This is a genomic window from Roseomonas sp. GC11 (genome assembly GCF_024437745.1).
Lineage (GTDB): Bacteria > Pseudomonadota > Alphaproteobacteria > Acetobacterales > Acetobacteraceae > Pseudoroseomonas.
Genome location: NZ_JANFNY010000066.1, coordinates 1 through 19781, shown reverse-complemented (window position 1 = coordinate 19781; position 19781 = coordinate 1). Strand labels below are relative to the sequence as shown.

Below are 19781 nucleotides of genomic sequence, written 5' to 3'. Positions count from 1 at the left end.
CTCGCAACGGGACAGCGGCAGCCTGAAAAAAATCAGGCGGTGCGGTCGGAGGCGCCGGAGAGGGCGGCCTGCGCCGCCGCCAGACGCGCCACCGGCACGCGGTAGGGCGAGCACGAGACGTAATCCAGCCCGACACTCTCGCAGAACTGGATCGAGGACGGGTCGCCACCATGCTCGCCACAGATGCCGAGCTTGATGGCCGGCTTCACCGCGCGGCCCTTCTCCTTGGCGATCTGCACCAGCGCGCCCACGCCCTCCGGGTCGATGGAGACGAAGGGGTCCTTCGGCAGGATGCCCTTCTCGACGTAGTAAGGCAGGAACTTGCCGGCATCGTCGCGGGAAAGGCCGAAGGTCGTCTGCGTCAGGTCGTTGGTGCCGAAGCTGAAGAAATCGGCCACGCCGGCAATGGCATCGGCCGTCAGCGCGGCACGCGGCAGCTCGATCATGGTGCCCACCAGGTATTCGATCTCCTGGCCGGCCTCGGCGAAGACCTCCCGGGCGACCTTGTCCACCTGGGCGCGGGTGATCTCCAGCTCCTTCCGGGTGGCCACCAGCGGGATCATGATCTCCGGCACCGGCGCCTTGCCCGTCTCCTTGGCGATGGCCACGGCGGCCTCGAAAATGGCGCGCGCCTGCATCTCGTAGATCTCGGGGAAGGTCACGCCGAGGCGGCAGCCGCGATGGCCGAGCATCGGGTTGGCCTCGGAGAGATCAGCGGCGCGGCGCTGCATGGTGGCCATGTCGGTGCCCAGGCTCTCCGCCACCTCGGCCAGCTCCTCCTCCTTGTGGGGGAGGAATTCATGCAGCGGCGGGTCGAGCAGGCGGATCGTCACCGGGAAGCCCGCCATGATGCGGAACAGCTCAGAGAAATCGGCGCGCTGGAAGGGGAGCAGCTTGGCCAGCGCGTCGCGGCGGCCGCCCTCGCTCTCGGACATGATCATCTGGCGCACGGCGCCGATGCGCGCCGGGTCGAAGAACATGTGCTCCGTGCGGCAGAGGCCGATGCCCTCGGCGCCGAACTTCTTGGCGGTGTCGGCATCCAGCGGCGTCTCGGCATTGGCGCGCACCTTCAGGCGGCGCACCTTGTCGGCCCAGCCCATCAGCGTGGCGAAATCGCCGGAAAGCTGCGGCTCCACCATCGCCACGGCACCGAGGAAAATCTCGCCGGTGGCGCCATCGAGGGTGATGGTCTCGCCCGCCTGCACGGTCTGCCCACCGGCGCGCAACTGCTGGCTGATGTAATCCACCACCACGCCGCCGGCACCGGCCACGCAGGGCCGGCCCATGCCGCGCGCCACCACCGCCGCGTGGCTGGTCATGCCGCCGCGCGTGGTCAGGATACCCTTGGCGGCGTGCATGCCGTGGATGTCTTCCGGGCTGGTCTCGATGCGGACCAGGATGACGCTCTCGCCCTTGGCGGCGCGCGTCTCCGCCTCGTCGGCGGAGAAGACCACGGTGCCGCAGGCGGCGCCCGGCGAGGCCGGCAGGCCCTTGGAGAGCAGCTTGCGCGGCGCCTTCGGGTCCAGCGTCGGGTGCAGGAGCTGGTCCAGCGAGCCGGGGGCGACGCGCTTGACCGCCTCCGCCTCGTCAATCAGCCCCTCGCGCGCCATGTCCACGGCGATCTTCAGGCTGGCCGCGGCGGTGCGCTTCCCGTTGCGGGTCTGCAGCATGTACAGCTTGTTCTGCTGCACGGTGAACTCGATGTCCTGCATGTCCGTGTAGTGCTTTTCCAGCGTCTCACGGACCTTGACGAGTTCGGCATAGGCGGCGGGCATGGCCACCTCCATGCTGCGCTCGCCCGGCTTGGCGCGGGCCTCGGACATCGGCTGCGGCGTGCGGATGCCGGCGACCACGTCCTCCCCCTGCGCGTTGATCAGGTACTCACCGTAGAAAATATTCTCGCCGGTCGAGGGGTCGCGGGTGAAGCAGACGCCGGTGGCGCAGTCCTCACCCATATTGCCGAACACCATGGCCTGGACGTTCACCGCCGTGCCCCATTCGGCCGGGATGTCGTGCAGGCGGCGATAGGTGATGGCGCGCTGGTTCATCCAGGAGCCGAACACGGCGCCGATGGCGCCCCAGAGCTGCGCCTCGGGGTCCTGCGGGAAGGGGCTGCCCAGCACCTCCTCCACCATCGCCTTGTACTGGGTGACGACGTGCTTCCAGTCCGCGGCGGTGAGCGCGGTATCCTCGGTGACGCCGCGGTCCAGCTTGGTGTCCTCGATGATCTCCTCGAAGCGGTGGTGGTCCACGTCGAGCACCACCGAGCCATACATCTGGATGAAGCGGCGGTAGCTGTCCCAGGCGAAGCGCGGATCGCCGGAGGCGGTGGCGAGCCCCTCCACCGTGCGGTCGTTCAGGCCGAGATTCAGCACGGTGTCCATCATCCCCGGCATGGAGACGCGGGCGCCGGAACGGACGGAGACGAGCAGCGGCTTCGCCTCGTCACCGAAGGTCAGGCCCACGGCCTGCTCGATGCGCGCCAGCGCCTCGGCCACCTGCGCCTTCAGCTCCGCCGGGTACTGCTTCCCGTGCTGGTAGTAATAGGTGCAGACCTCGGTGGTGATGGTGAAGCCCGGCGGCACCGGCAGGCCGATCGACGCCATCTCCGCCAGGTTGGCGCCCTTGCCACCCAGCAGGTTGCGCATCTCGGCCTTGCCGTCATTGCGGCCGGCGCCGAAGCCATACACCCACTTCTGCATCTCGGGTTTCCTTCAGCCTTCGATCTTGGAGAAGTCCGCCACCGGGTCGATTGCCGACCGCAGCCGGGCCAGCAGGCCCAGCCGGTTGCGCCGGAGTTTCGCCTCCGGATCGTTTACCACCACCTTGTCGAAGAAGGCATCCACCGGCGCCCGCAAAGTCGCGAGCGCGGCCATGGCCGCCCTGTCATCCTCCGCCGCCAGGGCCGCGCGGGCCTTGGGCAGCGCCTCCTCCAGCGCGGCGGAGAGGGCCTTCTCCTCCTCCGCCACCAGCAGCGCGGCCTCCGTCTCGGGGCCGTGCGGGCCGTCCTTCCTGTCCTCGATGCGCAGGATATTCGCGGCGCGGCGATAGGCGGCGAGCAGGTTGGCCCCGTCCTCGCCCTCCAGGAAGGCGCGCAGCGCGCCCGCGCGGGCCAGCAGGCGCACCAGATCGCCCCCGCCGCCGGCGGCGGAGACGGCGGCCAGCACGTCATGCCGCTCGCCCTCGGCGCGCAGCTGCACGCGCAGCCGCTCGGCCAGGAAGGCCAGCAGCCCGGCGGCGAAGGCCGCCACCATGGGCGGGTGCGCGCCACGCGGGTCCGGGGTGAAGCCGGCCTTCATCGCCTCCTGCGCCACCGCCATGCCGAATTCCGGCTCGGCGGTCGTGCCGGTGGCCTGCGGGAAGCCGAAGAAGGCTTCCGCCAGCACATCCGGCAGGTCGAGCCGCAGCCCGTTCTCGCGCAGGATGCGGATGACGCCGAGCGCCGCGCGGCGCAGCGCATAGGGATCGCCCGAGCCGGTCGGCCGCTCATCGGCGGCGAAGAAGCCCACCAGCTGGTCCAGCTTGTCGGCCAGCGCGACGGCGATGGCCACCGGCTCCGCCGGCACCGAATCGCCCGGGCCCATCGGCCGGTAATGCGCGGCGATGGCCTCCGCCACGCGGGCATCCTCGCCATCCTTCAGCGCGTAGTAGCGGCCGATGATGCCCTGAAGCTCAGGGAACTCGCCCACCAGCCCGGAGGCGAGGTCCGCCTTGGCGAGCCGCGCCGCGCGCCCGGCCAGGGCCGGATCGGCGCCGACGCGCGGCGCCAGCCAGGCGGCCAGCCGCGCGAGCCGCGCCACGCGCTGCCCCTGCGTGCCGAGTTTCGCGTGAAACACCACCGCGTCCAGCTTCGGCAGGAAGCTCTCCAGCGACTGCCGGCGGTCGAGGTCCCAGAAGAAGCGGGCATCGGAGAGGCGGGCGCGCAGCACGCGCTCATTGCCGCCCGCCACCGCCCGGCCGCCATCGGTGGCGGCGATGTTGGAGACCACGGCGAAGCACGGCGCCGCCGTGCCATCCGGCCGGCGCAGGGCGAAATAGCGCTGGTTGACGCGCATGGTGGTGCGCATCAGCTCCGGCGGCAGGTCCATGAAGGCATCGTCGATGCGGCCCAGCAGCGGCACGGGCCATTCCACCAGACCGGCCACCTCGGCCACCAGCCCTTCATCCGGCACCACCGCGACCCCCTCCGCGGCGGCCAGCGCCGCCACACCGTCGCGCACCAGGCGGGCACGCTCGACGGGGTCCAGAACGACATGCCGGGCGGCGAGTTGCGCCGCGTAGCCGGCGAAATCCTGCACCGCGAAGGCGCCGGGGGAGAGGATGCGGTGCCCCTCCGTCTGATCGCCGCTGGCGAGGCCGTGGCCGTCATCCTCGCCCTGCGCCAGGGTGAAGGGCACCACCGCGCCATCGAACAGGCAGAGGATTCTTTTCAGCGGCCGCACCCAGACGAAGTTGCTGGTGCCGCCCCAGCGCATCGACTTCGGCCAGGGGAAGCGGCGCAGCAGGCCGGGGATGATCTCCGCCAGCAGCGCGCCGGTGGGCACCGCCGGGCGGGTGACGCGCGCCAGCAGCTTGGCGCCCTTCTTCTCGCGCCGGATCACCAGGGTGGTGGCGCCCTCGGCCAGGACCACCACCTCCTCCCCCGCCGTGGCGGCGGCGGCGCGGATGGCCGGGATCGCCGACTCGGTCAGCCCCGCCTTGCCCAGGAAGCCGGCCAGGGCGCGCTCCGGCGCCTCCGGCGCGGGGCCGGCCAGCTCATCCTCCACCGCGGCGGTGGCGGCGGGCAGTGCCGCCACCAGCGTCAGGCGGCGCGGGCCGTGGAACACCCGCAGCCCCTCCGCCGCCAGACCCGCGCCCTTCAGCGCCTCGCCCAGCAGGCGCGACAGGTCCTCGGCCGCGCGCGCCTGCATGCGGGCGGGGATTTCCTCGGAGAAGAGTTCGAGCAGAAGTTCGGGCATCGGGGGCCTTGCGGGGAAAGGGCCGGAAGGGAGGCTGGCGCGGGATTCGGGCGCCAGCATGGCAGTTCGGGTCAGCGAGGGTCAGCCGCCAGGAGCCAGCCCAGGAGCCAGCCACGTCTCGCAGCAGCGCCTGGCCAGGGCGCGGACGCGGCCGATATAGGCGGCGCGCTCCGTCACGCTGATGGCGCCGCGCGCATCCAGCAGGTTGAAGGCGTGGCTGGCCTTGATGCACTGGTCATAGGCCGGCAGGGCCAGGTTCTTCTCGACCAGCGCCGCACACTCGCCCTCGGCATCCTTGAAGTGTTGGAACAGCAGCGCGGTATCGGCGTGCTCGAAATTATAGGCGGAAAATTCCTTCTCCGCGCGCAGGAACACCTCGCCATAGGTCACGCCCTGGCCGTTGAAATCCAGGTCATAGACGTTCTCGACGCCCTGGATGTACATGGCCAGCCGCTCCAGCCCATAGGTCAGCTCGGCGCAGGGCTTTTCCACCGGAATGCCGCCGACCTGCTGGAAATAGGTGAACTGCGTCACCTCCATGCCGTCGCACCAGACTTCCCAGCCGAGGCCCCAGGCGCCGAGCGTCGGGCTCTCCCAGTCATCCTCGACGAAGCGGATATCGTGCAGGGCCGGGTCGATGCCGAGGGCCTTGTAGCTCTCGATCAGCAGCGCCTGCGGGTCCGCCGGGCTGGGCTTCAGGATGACCTGATACTGGTAATAATGCTGGAGGCGATTCGGGTTCTCGCCATAGCGGCCATCGGCCGGGCGGCGGGAGGGCTGCACATAGGCGGCCTTCCAGTCCTTCGGGCCCAGGGCGCGCAGTGTCGTCGCCGGGTGGAAGGTGCCGGCGCCCATTTCCATGTCGTAGGGCTGCAGGATGACGCAGCCCTGCGCGCTCCAGAACCGGTGCAGCGTCAGGATGATGTCCTGGAAGCTGAGGGGCTTCCCGGGCTTCTGGGGGGGGAGTCCGGTGGTCTGCAGCGTCTCGGTCATGATGTCTTGGGCTTGCGGCCGTGTTGCGCGGCGCACCATAAGACCCGACCCACCCCCCCGCAAGGAAGGGCCTTTCGCCGAATGTCCGCCACCGAGACCCTGATCCGTTCCTACTACGCCGCCTTCAACGCCGGCGATGTGGAGGGCATGCTGGCCCTGCTCTCCGACGACGTGGCGCATGACATCAACCAGGGCGGGCGCGAGGTGGGGATCGCGGCCTTCCGCGCCTTCATGGCCCGCATGAACGCCCATTACCGCGAGGCGCTGCGGGACATCGTGGTGATGGTGGGCGAGCAGGGCCGGCGCGCCGCTGCGGAATTCACCGTCCACGGCACCTACCTCGCCACCGATGAGGGCCTGCCCGCGGCGTGCGGCCAGACCTATATCCTGCCCGCCGGCGCCTTCTTCGAGGTCCGGGACGGGCGCATCGCGCGGGTCTCCAATTACTACAACCTGGCGGACTGGATCGCCCAGGTCAGCCGCTGAGAGACCGTTTGCGCCACCCGGCAGGGGAGGGGGTCCCCCGCCCCCGCCAGCGGTCGAGCGCCTCCCCCTTCACTCCGCCAGGGCGAAGTTGCCGGCGCGGAAATCCATCACGAAGGACTGCGCCGGGCGCCAGCGCAGGCCCCGCCGCAGGGCGGTGAAGTTGGCCGTCTGGTGCAGGATGTGCACCGCCGGGTCCTCGCGCTCCAGGATCTCCAGCATGCGCGCCCAGGCGCGGGCACGGCGGGCCATGTCGGTGGCGGTCTCCAGCACCGGCAGCAGGGTGTCGAACTCCGCATTGCGCCAGAAGCCGCCGCGCTGCTGCGTGCCCTGCGGGCCGTAGACATCGGCCACATAGCTCACCGGGTCGTTGAAGAAGGCGCTGACCGAATGCTCGTAGAGCCCGCGCCCCGGGCCGCGCGCCAGCACCTGGGACCAGTTCTCCATCATCTGGATCTCGACATTCAGCCCGGCGGCCCGCCACATCTCGGCCTGGATCTGCCCCGTCGCCGCCTGGGCGGTGTAGTAGCCGGGCAGCATGCGGTAGGGGATCGGCTCGCCCCTGTAGCCGGCCTCGCGCAGCAGGCGGCGGGCCTCGGCGGGGTCATAGGCCGGCACTGCCCAGCCCTGCCGCAGCATCGGGCCAAAGAAGGGAAATTGCAGCCCCGGCGGCACCACCGTCCGCCCGGCCCAGAGGCTGTCCACGATCGCCTGCCGGTCAACCGCGTGGGTCAGCGCCCGCCGCACCAGCGGGTTGGCCAGCACCGGGTGGCTGGCATCCAGATGCGTCACCCGGTGGTTCAGGATCGGCCCGCCCATCACGGTGAAGCGGGGGTTGCGCTCCACCAGCGGGATCTGGTCCGGCGGGATGTCGCAGGCGAAGTCATATTCCCCGGCGAAGAGCCCGTTCAGCCGCGAGGCCAGTTCCGGCACCTCGACGAAGCGCAGCCGCTTCACCGGTGGCCGGCCGCCCCAATATCCATCGAACGCCTCCAGCACCAGCTGCCGGTCCAGCTGCCACTCCACCACGCGGTAGGGCCCGGTGCCGGTGGGGCGGGCGAAGAAACCGCGCCAGCCGCCCGCCGCCTCCCAGGCGTGGCGGGGCAGGATGCAGCCGCCGCGATGCGCCAGCCGCCCTTCCAGCGTCAGGTCGCCCTGGCGGTGCACCCAGCGCAGGGTGCGGGCATTGACGATCTCGATGCGCTCCAGCCCGCCGAAGATGCCGCGCGCGCTGGCCACCACCTCGGGCGGCGGGGCGGCGGCGGCGGGGATGCCCTCGCCCCCCCACATCCGCTCCGCCCCGAAGGTGAAGGCCACGTCCTCCACCGTCATCGGCCGGCCATCCTGGAAGCGCACGCCCTCGCGCAGCTCCAGTTCCAGCCTGCGCTCATCGATGCGCCGCCAGGCGGTGGCGAGACCCGGGCGGGCGGAGAGATCACCAGTCCAGGCCGTCTCGATCAGCGGCTCCGAGAACAGATTATACCACCGCGTGCCGACATTGCTGGCCTCGCGGAGGATGTCGAGCGTGCCACTGGTGGAAAGCTTCTGCACCGCGATGGTCAGGCTCGGGCGCGTGTCGGCCTGGGCGATGGCAAAGCGCGGCAAGGCGGCGGCCCCGGCGGCAAGCAGGACAGAACGGCGGGTGAGCGACAAGGCGGTCTCTCCGGGTCACGGCATGCCGCGCTTACCCCCCGCCCGGTGACGCCCCGATGACACCCCCCTCACCATTCCATGTTTTTTTTCAGGCTGCCGCCGTCTCCCGGCACAGCGGGACTCTTTTTCAGGCTGCCGCCGTCTCCCGGCACAGCGGGGCTCTTTTTCAGGCTGCCGCCGTCTCCCGGCATAGCGGGGCTCTTTTTCAGGCTGCCGCCGTCTCCCGGCATAGCGGGGCTCTTTTTCAGGCTGCCGCCGTCTCCCAGCATAGCGGGGCTCTTTTTCAGGCTGCTGCCGCCTCCCGGCATAGCGGGGCTCTTTTTCAGGCTGCCGCTGTCTCCCGGCATAGCGGGGCTCTGTTGCGGGGTGCTGCCGTCTCCTGGCGTGGCGGGCCTCTGCACTGAAAAAAGTTTTTTGGTTCTTTTTTTCAAAAAAGAACCGCTTTTCCATCACTCCGCGGCCAGGGCCTGGGCTTCGGCATCGTAGCGCCGCTGTGCCGCCAGCACGGCGCCGATATGGGCTTCGGCCCAGTCGCGCAGGGTTGCCAGGGCCTGGGCCAGATCGGCGCCGAGCGGGGTGATGGCGTATTCCACCGTCACCGGCACGCTGGCGAAGACCTGGCGGCTGACGAAGCCATCCCGCTCCAGCCGCCGCAATGCCTGGGACAGCACCTTCTGCGAGATCCCGGTCGCCCGCCGCAGCCCGTTGAAGCGCAGCCTGCCCTCGCGGTGCAGCAGGACGAGCAGCATCACCGTCCATTTATCGGCGATGCGGTCCAGCACCAGGCGGGTCGGGCAAGCGGGGTCGAACAGATCCCCATTCTGCATGGCGTGTCTCCAGGGCGGTTACCTCGGGGGCACCAGATAGGCGGAAAGTGCCTTCTTCCGCACCTGCCCGCCTTCGCATATCTGGTTCCCAGAAGATACCACCATCCCAGAGGAACACAGCATGCGCATCGCCCTCATCGGCGCCTCCGGCGACGCCGGCAGCCGTATCCTGGCCGAGCTGTCCGCGCGCGGCCACACGGTCACCGCCATCGCCCGCAACCCGGAGAAGATCGCCAGCCTCCCCGGCGTCACCGCCCGCGCGGGCGACCTGTTCGACGTCCCGGCCCTGGCGGCGCTGCTCGGCGGGCATGACGCGGTGGTCAGCAGCGTGCACTTCCTGGCCAGCGACCCGGAGAAGCTGATCAGCGCCGTGAAGCAGGCGGGCGTGGCGCGCTACCTCGTGGTGGGCGGCGCCGGCAGCCTGGAGGTGGCGCCGGGCGTGCGGCTGTTCGACACGCCGGGCTTCCCCGCCCCCTACCTGAACGAGGCCCGCGCCGGCGGGGCCTTCCTCGACCGGCTGAAGCAGGAGACGGCGCTGGACTGGACCTTCTTCTCCCCCGCCGCCTGGTTCGTCCCCGGCGCGCGCACCGGCACCTTCCGCCTCGGCACCGACCAGCTCCTGGTCAACGAGGCCGGTGACAGCCGCATCTCCTTCGAGGACTATGCCATCGCCCTGGTGGACGAGATCGAGCAGCCGAAGCACAGCCGCCGCCGCTTCACCATCGGCTACTGAGGAATCCGGCCATGCCCGTGCTGCACTACATCCATGACCCGCTCTGTGGCTGGTGCTACGCCGCCGCGCCGCTGGTGGCGGCGGCCGAGGCCGCGGGGGTGACGGTGCGGCTGCATGGCGGCGGGCTGTGGGACAGCCCCACGGCCCTGCCGCCCGGCAAGCGGAGCATGATCGCCCAGGCGGATGCGCGCATCGCCGCCCTGACCGGCCAGCCCTTCGGCCCCGCCTATCTGGAGGGGCTGTTGCAGGACCCGGCGGCGCGCTTCCACTCCCGCCCCACCATCGCCGCGCTGCTGGCGGTGGGGGAGGAGAAGGCCCTGCCGATGCTGCGCGCCATCCAGCGCGCGCATTACGTGGAAGGGCAGCGGGTGGTGGAAACGCCCGTCCTGGCGCGCCTCGCCGCCGGGCTCGGCGTGGCGGAGGCGGTTTTTTCCACGGCCTTCGCCGCCGCGCCGGTGGATCGGCACATCGCCACCACGCGCGGGCTGATGGAGCATATCGGCGCCGGTGGCTTCCCCACCTTCCTGCTGGAGCGGGATGGGGTGGTGGGCCCTGTCCAGCACCAGGATTGCTACGGCCAGCCGGAGCGCTTCGCCGCCCGCCTGGCCTGAGAGACCGTTTGAGAAGACCATTTGAGAAGACCGGGTGGGTCGGTTCCGCGGGTCTTTTCCGCCCCTGCTTCGTTGGCGGGCTGGCAAGGCCGGAAAATCCCTCGCGGATCCTCCGCCGACGGCATTCTCAAACGGTCTCCAAGGCCCGCGCCCCCTCCCCCGCGCCATGCCGGGGCCCCGGCTCTGGCTCCGGCTCTGGCCTCGGCATGGCGCGGCCTTGCCCGGCGGCGCCCGCCGCGCCAGGGTGGTGCCGCCATGCGACACCCTGCCTATCTCGACCCCCGCTCCGGCCAGACCTGGCCACTCTCCGAGCCGCGCTGGTGCGGGCCGGAGGGGCAGCCGCTGCTGCTGACCGACCTGCCCGGCATCACCCGCGCCGATATCGCGGGCGGTGAGCGCAGCCTGTGGCGCTATGCCGCCGCCCTGCCCTTCCTGCCGGATTCGCGCATCAGCCTGGGCGAGGGCTGCACGCCGCTGCTGGAGTCCGAATGGGCCGGCGCACCGGTGCGCTTCAAATGCGAATGGTTCATGCCGAGCGGCAGCTTCAAGGACCGCGGCGCCTCGGTGATGCTCTCCCTCCTGCGCCACCAGGGGGTGGAGGCGGTGCTGGAGGATTCTTCAGGTAATGGCGGCGCGGCCATCGCCACCTATGCGGCGGCGGGGGGCATGCGGGCGAAGATCATGGTGCCCGCCTCGACCAGCCCGGCCAAGACGGTGCAGTCCCGCGCCCTGGGGGCCGAGATCACGCTGGTGCCCGGCACCCGCCAGGATTGCGCCGATGCCGCCGTGGCCGAGGCCGCCAGCCTCTTCTACGCCAGCCACAACTGGCACCCCTTCTTCCTGCACGGCACCAAGACCCTGGCCTATGAGCTGTGGGAGGATCTGGGCTTCCGCGCGCCGGACAATGTGATCATCCCCTGCGGCGCCGGCTCGAACGTGCTGGGCTGCGCCATCGGCTTCGGGGAGCTGCTGCGGGCGGGGCAGATCCGCCGGCTGCCGCGCCTCTTCGCCGCGCAGCCGGAGAATTGTGGCCCGATCGCCCGCGAATGGCTGGGCGAGGATGCGGCGGACCCCATGCCGACCATCGCCGAGGGCACGGCCATCGCCCAGCCGCTGCGCCGCTGGGAGGTGCTGCGCGCCCTGCGCGAGAGCGCGGGCGGTGCTGTGCTGCTGAGCGAGACGGAGATCGCCCGCGCCACGCGCGGCCTCGCCCAGCGCGGCCTTTATGTGGAGCCGACCTGTGCCCAGGCCGCCGCCGCCTTCGCCCGCCTGCTGGAAAGCGGCGCCGTGCGCGAGGGGGAGACGACGGTGATGGTGCTGACCGGCTCCGGCCTGAAGGCCACGCACCGCCATGCGGAGCTCGCGGGCGCGCCCCTGTAGCGCCCCCGCCTCCTCCAGGCCCCGCGGCAGCCTGCCAGAAAAAAGAAGGGGGTGCGGGGGAATTCCTTCCCCCGCCTTCTCTGCTTTTATGTGGGCCTCATGCGCATCCCCGACCTCGACCTCGATCTGTTGCGGTGCTTCGTGCAGGTGGCGGAGCGTGGCGGCTTCACCGCTGGCGCCGCCGCGCTGGGCCTGACGCAATCCGCCGTCAGCCTGAAGGTGAAGCGGCTGGAGGATGTGCTGCAGAAGCGCATCTTCCACCGCACCAGCCGCAGCGTGGCGCTGACGCGGGAGGGCGAGACGCTGCTGGCCTATGCCCGGCGGATGCTGGCGCTGAATGACGAGGCGGTGCGCCGCCTGGTGGCGCCGCCGGTCACGGGCCGCCTGCGCCTCGGCGTCGCCGACCATTTCGTGCCGCGCAACCTGGCGCCGATCCTGGCGCGCTTCGCCCGCAGCTTCCCCGAATTGCGGCTGGAGATCGAGGTGGGCCGCAGCCACGAGCTGCGCGCGGCGCAGGAGCGCGGGGCGCTGGACCTCGTGCTGGGCAAGCGGCGCGATGGCGAGACGGAGGGCCGCCCGATCTGGACGGAGCCCATCGTCTGGGTCGCCCCGCCCGGCTGGGAGGCGCCGGCCAGCCGCCCCCTGCCGGTGGCGATGCTGCCGCAGGGCTGCATGTTCCGCAACCGCGCTTTGGCCGCCCTGGCCCGCGCCGGGCTGGCCTTCGAGGTGGTCTATACCTCGGCCAGCCTGCTCGGCGTGGCGGCGGCGGCGCAGGCGGGGCTGGCGGTGACGGTGCTCGGTCGCTCCGGCCTGCCGGCGGGGCTGGTGGAGCATGGCGGGCTGCCGCCGCTCGGCGTCGCGGAAATGGCCCTGTTCGGCGATGCCACGGGGCAGACGCCGCTGGTTGAACCGCTGATCGAGATGATCCGGGACAGCGTGGCACCGCATTGGGAGGGCGCCAGTCCAGGCTGATGCTCTCTGGGGAGGCTCTGCCTCCCCAGACCCCTCCGCCGGGGTGGCACGGCCACCCCGGACCCCGCGATCCGTCAGGGGGGTTTGACAGGGTCGGGAGCGCGGGCGCAGCCTCGCCGGCCCTGGAGAGGACAAGGCCCATGCTGCCCGTCGGCACCGAAACCGCACCCCCGCCCAGCAAGGACTGGCGCATCATCGGACTGATCGGCACCGGGCATTTCCTGTCGCATTTCTACATGCTCTGCCTCGCGCCGCTCTTTCCGCTGTGGCGGGGGGAATTCGGGGTCACCTATGCCGAGCTCGGCCTCTCCGTGGCGCTGATGAGCGCGGTGACCGCCGTGCTCCAGACCCCCGTCGGCTTCCTGGTGGACCGGCACGGCGCCCGGCCCTACCTGCTGGGCGGCACGCTGCTGATGGCGCTCTCCATCTCCGCCATGGCCTTCGCGCCGAATTACTGGGTGGTGCTGGCGCTGGCCGTGCTCTCGGGCATCGGCAACAGCGTCATCCACCCGGCGGACTACGCCATCCTCGCCGGCAGCATCGACAAGGCGCGCATGGGACGCGCCTTCGCCATGCACACCTTCACCGGCAATCTGGGCTTCGCCCTGGCGCCGCCCATCATCGTCGCCCTGGCGCTACCGCTGGGCTGGCGGGCGGCGCTGCTGCTGGTCGGGCTGCTCGGCGTGCCGGTGGTCGGCGCCATCCTGCTGCAAAGCCGCGTCCTCTCCGACCAGCCCAAGCCCCGCGCCAAGGCGGGCGAAGGCGGCGTGCGCGCCCTGCTCAGCCGCCAGATGCTGCTGTTCTTCGCCTTCTTCCTGCTCTCCTCCATGGCCGGCTCGGGCATCCAGGCCTTCATCATCACGGTGCTGGAACAGCTCTGGGGCATTCCCGGCGCCGCCGGCTCCCTGGCGCTGACGGGCTACATGGCCGGGGCCACCAGCGGCGTGCTGGTGGGCGGCTGGTTCGCCGACCGCTCGAAGCGCCACGGCGCCTTCGTCGTCGGGCTGACGCTGGTGTCCATCGGGCTGATCCTGGCCCTGGGCTTCCTGCCGGTGCCGGCCCTGGGCGCGGCGGCGCTGACCTTCGGCGCAGGCCTCGCCCTCGGCGCCAGCCGCACCCCGCGCGACGTGATGGTGAAGGACGCCGCGCCGCCGGGGCAGATCGGCAAGGTCTTCGGCTTCATCTCCTCCGGCCTGCCGCTGGGCGGGGCGCTGACGCCGGTGCCCGTGGGCTTCCTGCTCGATGCCGGGCTGGTGCATTGGGTGCTGCCGCTGGTGGCGGGGCTGCTGGCGCTCTCGCTGCTCTGCATGGGCAGCGCGCGCGGCACCCCCCGCCCCGCCGCCGCGCCCCAGCCCGCGGAGTGATTTCCCTCCCCTGGCCCGCCCACATGCCTGCCCACATGCCAGCCCTGGCCGTGCTGCTGGAGGTGCTGAACTGGACCGGGGCCGCCACCTTCGCCGCGTCCGGCGCGCTGGTGGCCTCGCGCAAGCAGATGGACCCGGTGGGCTTCGTGCTGATCGCCGCCACCACGGCCTTTGGCGGTGGCACGGTGCGGGACCTGCTGCTGGGCCGCCCCGTCGCCTGGCTGGGCACGCCGGGGCTGGTGCTGCTGGCAGCTCTGGTGGCGCTGCTGGTCTTTTTCACGGCGCACCGGGTGGAGCGGCGCTTCGCCCTGCTGCTCTGGGCTGATGCGGTGGGCATGGCCCTCTTCGCCGTGCTGGGGGCGGAGGCCGCCCTGGCGGAAGGCGCCAGCCCCTGGGCGGCCATCCTGCTCGGCATGATGACGGCCACCTTCGGCGGCGCCCTGCGCGATGTCATCTGTGGCGAATTGCCGCTGATCCTGCGCAAGGAAATCTATGCCACCGCCGCGGCGGCCGGCGCCGCCCTCTTCGTGGCGCTGACCCAGGCGGGGCTGGAACGCGGCGCCGCCATCCTGGCCGGCATGGGCCTTGCCTTCGCCATCCGCGCCGCCGCGCTGCGCTGGGGCTGGTCCCTGCCGGCCTATAAGCCCCGGCCCGGACGCGATTACCCCAACCATCCCTAATTTTTTCCGGGCTGCCGCCGTCTCCCGACCAGGCGGGACTCTTGTGCAGGGAGGTGCTGCCTCCCGGTGCAGGCGAATGCTGAACTGAAAAAAGTTTTTTGGTTCTTTTTTTCAAAAAAGAACCGCTTCTCTCAGGCTGCCGCGCCGCGCTGGCGCGGCAGCCCGTTCTGGAACTCAGACGTCGTCTTCGAAGCCCGAATCATCCACATAGGCGTCATTGCCGCCGTAGTTGGAGGCATCCTCCACCGGGAAGGCGTCCTGCTGGGCGGCGCCGGGGTCGGTCCAGGGGCTGCTCATCGGGACGGCGTCCTGGGCGAAGCTGCCGGCGGCGCTGGCGGCTTCAGCGGCGGCGGCGGCGCCACCACCGCTGAAGGCGTTCATCAGCATGTTGCCCAGCACCATGCCGCCGGCCACGCCGGCCGCCGTGGTCAGCGCGGTGCCGAGGAAGCCCGGGCCGCTGCGCTGCTGCATCATGCCCGGCGGCACATACTGGGGCGGCTGGATGGGCTGCGGCGGCGGGGCCATCGGCACCGGGCGCGGGGCGCTGCCGCCGCCGAACATGCCACCCAGGAAGCCGCCACGGCTCGGCTGCTGCTGCGCCGCCTGAAGCTGGCGCTGGCTGTTCTCCAGTTGCCACTCCAGTTCCTGGATGCGGTTCTGCGCCTGGACCAGCGCGTGCTCCTGCACGAAGGCGGTCTGCGTCAGGCGGTAGCGCGCCTCCGGGTAGCGGGCGAAGAGCTCGCTGAGCAGGCGGTCCGCCTCCAGGTCCACCGGGGGCAGGGGCGGGCGTGACTGGGTGGCCGGCACGCTGCTGCCACCCCAGGGTGAAGCCGCCGGCTGCGGGGCGCTGACCCCGGCCACGCGCTCCACGAAGGCGGTAATGATGCGGCGTTCTTCTTCGGTCATGTCGGATCCCCGGGCGGGGCCTTCCCCAGACAGGTTGTCATTGCGCGCCCCACCCGCAGGGTGCGGCGGGGCACGTGCTGGGGCATCTGGCCCAGCCCAGGCCCGGTTTCAAGCTCAGATGAAATTTCGGACATGTTTTGTCACGAAATTCCCCCCCCCGGCCTGCCTCACGCCCCGCTGGAGAGCCCCAGCCGCGCCCATTCGATGATGGGGCAGCGGTCCATCACGGCGGTGAGGCCGGCGGCGCGGGCGCGGGCGGCGGCGGCTTCGTCGATCACGCCGAGCTGCATCCACACGGTGCGGGCGCCGAGGCGGATGGCCTCGTCCACCACGCTGCCGGCTTCCTCGCTGCGGCGGAAGATGTCCACCATGTCGAGAGGCCCGGCCGCCTCCAGGCTGGCGGCGACAGGCACCCCCTGAAGCTTCTGCCCGGCGAGGCCGGGGTTGACCGGCACCACGTCGAAGCCGCGCCCGAGCAGGAAGGCGGTGACGCCGTGGGAGGCGCGCGCCGGATTGGCCGAGGCGCCGACGACGGCGATGCGCCGCGTGCCGAGCAGCACCTGCCTGACCTGTTCATCCGAAAGCCCGTCGCTGCTCATGGCGCTGTCCCTAAACTGACAGAAAAAGATGAGGGGGCGCGGGGGAGAATTCCTTCTCCCCCGCTCTTTTCCCTTGCCTCAGTAAACGACAACGCCGCGGATGGATTCCCCGCGCGTCATCAGGTCGAAGCCTTCGTTGATCTTTTCGAGAGGCATGGTGTGGGTGATCAGGTCGTCGATATTGATCTTCCCGTCCATGTACCAGTCGACGATCTTCGGCACGTCGGTGCGGCCGCGGGCACCGCCGAAGGCGGAGCCGATCCAGCGCCGCCCCGTGACGAGCTGGAAGGGCCGGGTGGAAATTTCCTGCCCCGCCGCCGCGACGCCGATGATGGTGGAGACGCCCCAGCCCTTGTGGCAGCACTCCAGCGCCTGGCGCATCAGCGTGGTGTTGCCGACGCATTCGAAGGAGTAATCCGCGCCGCCCTTCGTCAGCTCGACGAGGTGGCCGACGAGGTCGCCCTTCACCTCCTTCGGGTTGACGAAGTGGGTCATGCCGAATTTGCGGGCCATGGCCTCGCGCTCCGGATTGATGTCCACGCCGACGATCATGTCGGCGCCGACCAGCTTCGCGCCCTGGATGACGTTCAGCCCGATGCCGCCGAGGCCGAAGACCACGACATTGGCCCCCGCCTCCACCTTGGCGGTGAAGAGCACGGCGCCGAGGCCGGTGGTGACGCCGCAGCCGATGTAGCAGACCTTATCGAAGGGCGCGTCCTCGCGGATTTTGGCCAGGGCGATCTCCGGCACCACCGTGTGGTTGGCGAAGGTCGAGGTGCCCATGTAGTGGTGGAGGGGCTTGCCGTCGCAGGAGAAGCGGCTGGTGCCGTCCGGCATCAGCCCGCGCCCCTGGGTGACGCGGATCTTCTGGCAGAGATTGGTCTTGCGGCTGAGGCAGTAGTCGCATTCCCGGCATTCCGGCGTGTAGAGCGGAATGACGTGGTCGCCCTTTTTCAGCGTCTTCACGCCCGGGCCGACATCGACGACGATGCCCGCGCCCTCATGGCCAAGGATGCTCGGGAAAATGCCTTCCGGATCGGCGCCGGAGAGGGTGTATTTGTCGGTGTGGCACAGCCCGGTGGCCTTGATCTCCACCAGGACCTCGCCCTCACGCGGGCCTTCGAGGTCGACCGTCTCGATCGAGAGGGGCTTGCCGGCCTCCCAGGCGACGGCGGCGCGGGTTTTCATGGGGCATTCTCCTCGGCTCGTCAGGATCATCCGCGATGCGCGGCGGCGGTTTTGCGCCGGGGTTCGTCGCATGTCTTGTTCCCGCGCGTAAGGTGGTCATGTTTTCAACCATGCGAATCCCCTTTCTCGACCGCCGGCCGCGCGTGGCGCTGGTGCGGCTTTCCGGCCTGATCGCGGCGCGCGGTGGCGGGGCCAGCCCCGGCGGGCTCAACATCGAGGGCATCGGCCCCGTGCTGGAGCGCGCCTTCGCCCTGAAGCGCCTGGCCGGGGTGGTGCTGGTGGTGAACTCGCCCGGCGGCTCGCCGGTGCAGTCCAGCCTCATCGCCGGGCGAATCCGGCAGCTGGCGGAGGAGAAGAAGGTTCCCGTCCTCGCCTGCGTCGAGGATGCGGCGGCCTCGGGCGGCTACTGGCTGGCCTGCGCGGCGGATGAGATCGTGGCGGACCCGTCGAGCATCGTCGGCTCGATCGGCGTCATCTCGGCCGGCTTCGGGCTGGAGGGGCTGGCGGAGAAGCTCGGCGTCGAGCGGCGGCTGGCCACGGCGGGCGGACAGAAATCCTTCCTCGACCCCTTCCGCCCGGTGGAGCCGTGGCAGCAGGCGCGGTTGCAGGACTTGCTCTCCGCCCTGCATGAGGAGTTCAAGGGCTGGGTGCGTGGCCGCCGCGGCGGCCTGCTGGCGGCCCCCGATGCCGAATTGTTCAATGGCCGCTTCTGGACGGGGCGGGAGGCCCTGCCGCTCGGCCTCGTGGACCGGCTGGGCGATGCGCAGTCCGAGATCCGCCGCCGCTTCGGGGAGAAGGCGCAGGTCATCCCCTTCGGCGCGCCGCGCCCGCCCTGGTTCCTGCGCCTGCTGCGCGGCGGCGCCGCGCTGGCCGAGGAGCGCAGCGCCTGGGGGCGGATTGGATTGTAATTTCAGAAAGAAATGTTCTTTTTTTGAAAAAAAGAACCAAAAAACTTTTTTCAGTTTCGCGTCCCGCTGTGCCGGGAGACGGCGGCAGCCTGAAAGAAAGTCTTTTTGCTTCTTTTTCTTCAGAAAAAGAAGGATTTAACTCAATATGGAAAAACCCATGTCGCTTGATCCGCGCCTCGACCGCCTGGCCGAGATTGCCGTCCATGTTGGCCTTGGCGGGCTGAAGCCCGGTCAGGAGCTGGTGATGACCGCGCCGGTGGAGGCGCTGCCCCTGGTGCGGCGCATCACGGAGCATGCCTACAAGGCCGGCGCCGCGCTGGTGACGACGCTGTTCTCCGATGATGAATGCACCCTGGCGCGCTACCGCTTCGCCGCCGATGGCAGCTTCGACGTGGCGCCGGGCTGGATGTTCGAGGGCATGGCCAGCGCCTTCCGCGGTGGCGCCGCGCGGCTGGCGGTGGTGGGGGAGGACCCCAGCCTGCTCGCCGGGCAGGATGTGGAGAAGGTGGGCCGCGCCAACCGCGCGCGCTCCCAGGCCTATCGGCCGGCGCTGGAGCTGATCACCGCTTCCGCCATCAACTGGACGCTGGTGCCCTTCGCCTCCGCTGCCTGGGCCCGCGCCGTCTTCCCCGAGGCCACGCCAGAGGAGGCGGTGGCGAAGCTGTGGGAGGCGCTCTACGCCAGCACCCGCGTCAATGAGGCGGACCCGAAGGCCGCCTGGGCCGCGCACAATGCCGCGCTGATGACGCGCCGGCGGATGCTGAACGAGAAGCGCTTCCGCGCCCTGCACTTCAGCGGCCCGGGCACCGACCTCACCGTGGGGCTGGCGGACAGCCATGCCTGGATGGGCGGTTCCTCCAAGGCGGCGAATGGCATCGTGGGCAACCCGAACATCCCGACGGAGGAGGTCTTCACCACCCCGCATGCGGGGATGACGGAGGGCGTGGTCTCGGCCACCAAGCCGCTGGCCTACCAAGGCACGCTGATCCGCGACATCCGCGTGCGCTTCGAGGGCGGCAGCATCGTCGCGGCGCAGGCCAGCGCCGGCGAGGCGGTGCTGCAGAAGATGATCGGCACCGATGAAGGCGCCCGCCGCCTGGGCGAGGTGGCGCTGGTGCCGCATTCCTCGCCGATCTCGCAGAGCGGGCTACTGTTCTTCAACACGCTGTTCGACGAGAACGCGGCCAGCCACATCGCCCTCGGCCAGGCCTACAAGAAGTGCTTCACCGATTCGGAGATCATGACGGACGAGGCCTTCGCCGCGCGCGGCGGCAATTCCAGCCTGATCCATGTGGACTGGATGATCGGCTCGGCCGCGGTGGATATCGATGGCATCCGCTTCGATGGCGGGCGGGAGCCGGTGATGCGCAAGGGCGAGTGGGCCTGACGCGGCGCCATTTCCACCCCGGCAACCTCGCCCTGCCAAACTGACAGCTTAACTGGCGGCGGGGTCCGGGGGGGGCCCGCCCCCCCCCGGGGGGGGGGGGGGGGGGGGGCCCGCCCGCGCCGCCGCCCGGCGGGGGGGG

Annotated in this window: 18 protein-coding genes; 9 read left to right on the top strand and 9 right to left on the bottom strand. The window is 70.6% G+C overall.

What is annotated here, in order from left to right; all coding sequences use genetic code 11:
* Positions 1-32: 32 nt before the first annotated feature.
* The 3 genes from ppdK to NON00_RS18295 all read right to left on the bottom strand — a co-directional run bounded on the left by ppdK (position 33) and on the right by NON00_RS18295 (position 5951).
* A complete protein-coding gene (gene ppdK / locus NON00_RS18305; RefSeq protein WP_256024076.1) occupies positions 33-2702 on the bottom strand; it encodes a pyruvate, phosphate dikinase in 2670 nt (889 codons plus the stop codon).
* Positions 2703-2714: 12 nt separating this feature from the next.
* Positions 2715-4958, bottom strand: coding sequence for a glycine--tRNA ligase subunit beta (glyS, locus tag NON00_RS18300; protein ID WP_256024073.1), 2244 nt, complete (start codon positions 4956-4958; stop codon positions 2715-2717).
* Between the two features lie 81 nt (positions 4959-5039).
* Positions 5040-5951, bottom strand: coding sequence for a glycine--tRNA ligase subunit alpha (locus NON00_RS18295; RefSeq protein WP_256024063.1), 912 nt, complete (start codon positions 5949-5951; stop codon positions 5040-5042).
* 81 nt (positions 5952-6032) lie between these two features.
* Between NON00_RS18295 and NON00_RS18290 the strand changes: the two genes are divergently transcribed.
* A complete protein-coding gene (locus NON00_RS18290; RefSeq protein WP_256024061.1) occupies positions 6033-6437 on the top strand; it encodes a ketosteroid isomerase-related protein in 405 nt (134 codons plus the stop codon).
* A gap of 69 nt (positions 6438-6506) precedes the next feature.
* On the opposite strand, the gene NON00_RS18285 is transcribed toward NON00_RS18290, so the two are convergent.
* The 3 genes from NON00_RS18285 to NON00_RS18275 all read right to left on the bottom strand — a co-directional run bounded on the left by NON00_RS18285 (position 6507) and on the right by NON00_RS18275 (position 8914).
* Positions 6507-8087: an ABC transporter substrate-binding protein gene (locus NON00_RS18285; RefSeq protein ID WP_256024058.1), complete on the bottom strand. Its 1581-nt coding sequence runs from the start codon at positions 8085-8087 to the stop codon at positions 6507-6509.
* A gap of 68 nt (positions 8088-8155) precedes the next feature.
* Entirely contained in the window at positions 8156-8434 is a 279-nt protein-coding gene (locus NON00_RS18280) for a hypothetical protein (RefSeq protein ID WP_256024055.1), read from the bottom strand.
* Positions 8435-8536: 102 nt separating this feature from the next.
* A complete protein-coding gene (locus tag NON00_RS18275) occupies positions 8537-8914 on the bottom strand; it encodes a helix-turn-helix domain-containing protein (RefSeq protein ID WP_256024051.1) in 378 nt (125 codons plus the stop codon).
* A gap of 121 nt (positions 8915-9035) precedes the next feature.
* On the opposite strand from NON00_RS18275, the gene NON00_RS18270 reads away from it, so the two are divergent.
* The 6 genes from NON00_RS18270 (at position 9036) to NON00_RS18245 (ending at position 14654) form a co-directional block, all read left to right on the top strand.
* The gene (locus tag NON00_RS18270; RefSeq protein ID WP_256024049.1) at positions 9036-9647 is read left to right on the top strand and encodes an NAD(P)-dependent oxidoreductase; all 612 of its coding nucleotides are present in this window, start codon (positions 9036-9038) and stop codon (positions 9645-9647) included.
* 11 nt (positions 9648-9658) lie between these two features.
* Entirely contained in the window at positions 9659-10258 is a 600-nt protein-coding gene (locus NON00_RS18265; protein ID WP_256024047.1) for a DsbA family protein, read from the top strand.
* 255 nt (positions 10259-10513) lie between these two features.
* Positions 10514-11638 carry a pyridoxal-phosphate dependent enzyme gene (locus NON00_RS18260; RefSeq protein ID WP_256024044.1) on the top strand — a complete coding sequence of 375 codons (1125 nt, stop codon included), beginning with the start codon at positions 10514-10516 and terminating at the stop codon, positions 11636-11638.
* 99 nt (positions 11639-11737) lie between these two features.
* Positions 11738-12610, top strand: coding sequence for a LysR family transcriptional regulator (locus NON00_RS18255; RefSeq protein ID WP_256024041.1), 873 nt, complete (start codon positions 11738-11740; stop codon positions 12608-12610).
* A 140-nt stretch (positions 12611-12750) separates the two neighbouring features.
* Positions 12751-13974, top strand: coding sequence for an MFS transporter (locus NON00_RS18250; RefSeq protein ID WP_256024038.1), 1224 nt, complete (start codon positions 12751-12753; stop codon positions 13972-13974).
* 23 nt (positions 13975-13997) lie between these two features.
* A complete protein-coding gene (locus NON00_RS18245; RefSeq protein ID WP_256024035.1) occupies positions 13998-14654 on the top strand; it encodes a trimeric intracellular cation channel family protein in 657 nt (218 codons plus the stop codon).
* Between the two features lie 174 nt (positions 14655-14828).
* On the opposite strand, the gene NON00_RS18240 is transcribed toward NON00_RS18245, so the two are convergent.
* The 3 genes from NON00_RS18240 to NON00_RS18230 all read right to left on the bottom strand — a co-directional run bounded on the left by NON00_RS18240 (position 14829) and on the right by NON00_RS18230 (position 17347).
* The gene (locus NON00_RS18240; RefSeq protein WP_256024033.1) at positions 14829-15560 is read right to left on the bottom strand and encodes a DUF2076 family protein; all 732 of its coding nucleotides are present in this window, start codon (positions 15558-15560) and stop codon (positions 14829-14831) included.
* A gap of 167 nt (positions 15561-15727) precedes the next feature.
* The gene (locus NON00_RS18235; protein ID WP_256024031.1) at positions 15728-16159 is read right to left on the bottom strand and encodes a CoA-binding protein; all 432 of its coding nucleotides are present in this window, start codon (positions 16157-16159) and stop codon (positions 15728-15730) included.
* Between the two features lie 78 nt (positions 16160-16237).
* Positions 16238-17347, bottom strand: a complete 1110-nt coding sequence (locus NON00_RS18230; protein ID WP_256024029.1) for an S-(hydroxymethyl)glutathione dehydrogenase/class III alcohol dehydrogenase — start codon at positions 17345-17347, stop codon at positions 16238-16240.
* A 110-nt stretch (positions 17348-17457) separates the two neighbouring features.
* On the opposite strand from NON00_RS18230, the gene NON00_RS18225 reads away from it, so the two are divergent.
* On the top strand, positions 17458-18255 hold the full coding sequence (locus NON00_RS18225; protein WP_256024026.1) for a S49 family peptidase: 798 nt from the start codon (positions 17458-17460) through the stop codon (positions 18253-18255).
* A gap of 157 nt (positions 18256-18412) precedes the next feature.
* Positions 18413-19642 (top strand): aminopeptidase, encoded by a 1230-nt coding sequence (locus NON00_RS18220; protein ID WP_256024023.1) that lies wholly within the window; start codon positions 18413-18415, stop codon positions 19640-19642.
* Positions 19643-19781: the final 139 nt, after the last annotated feature.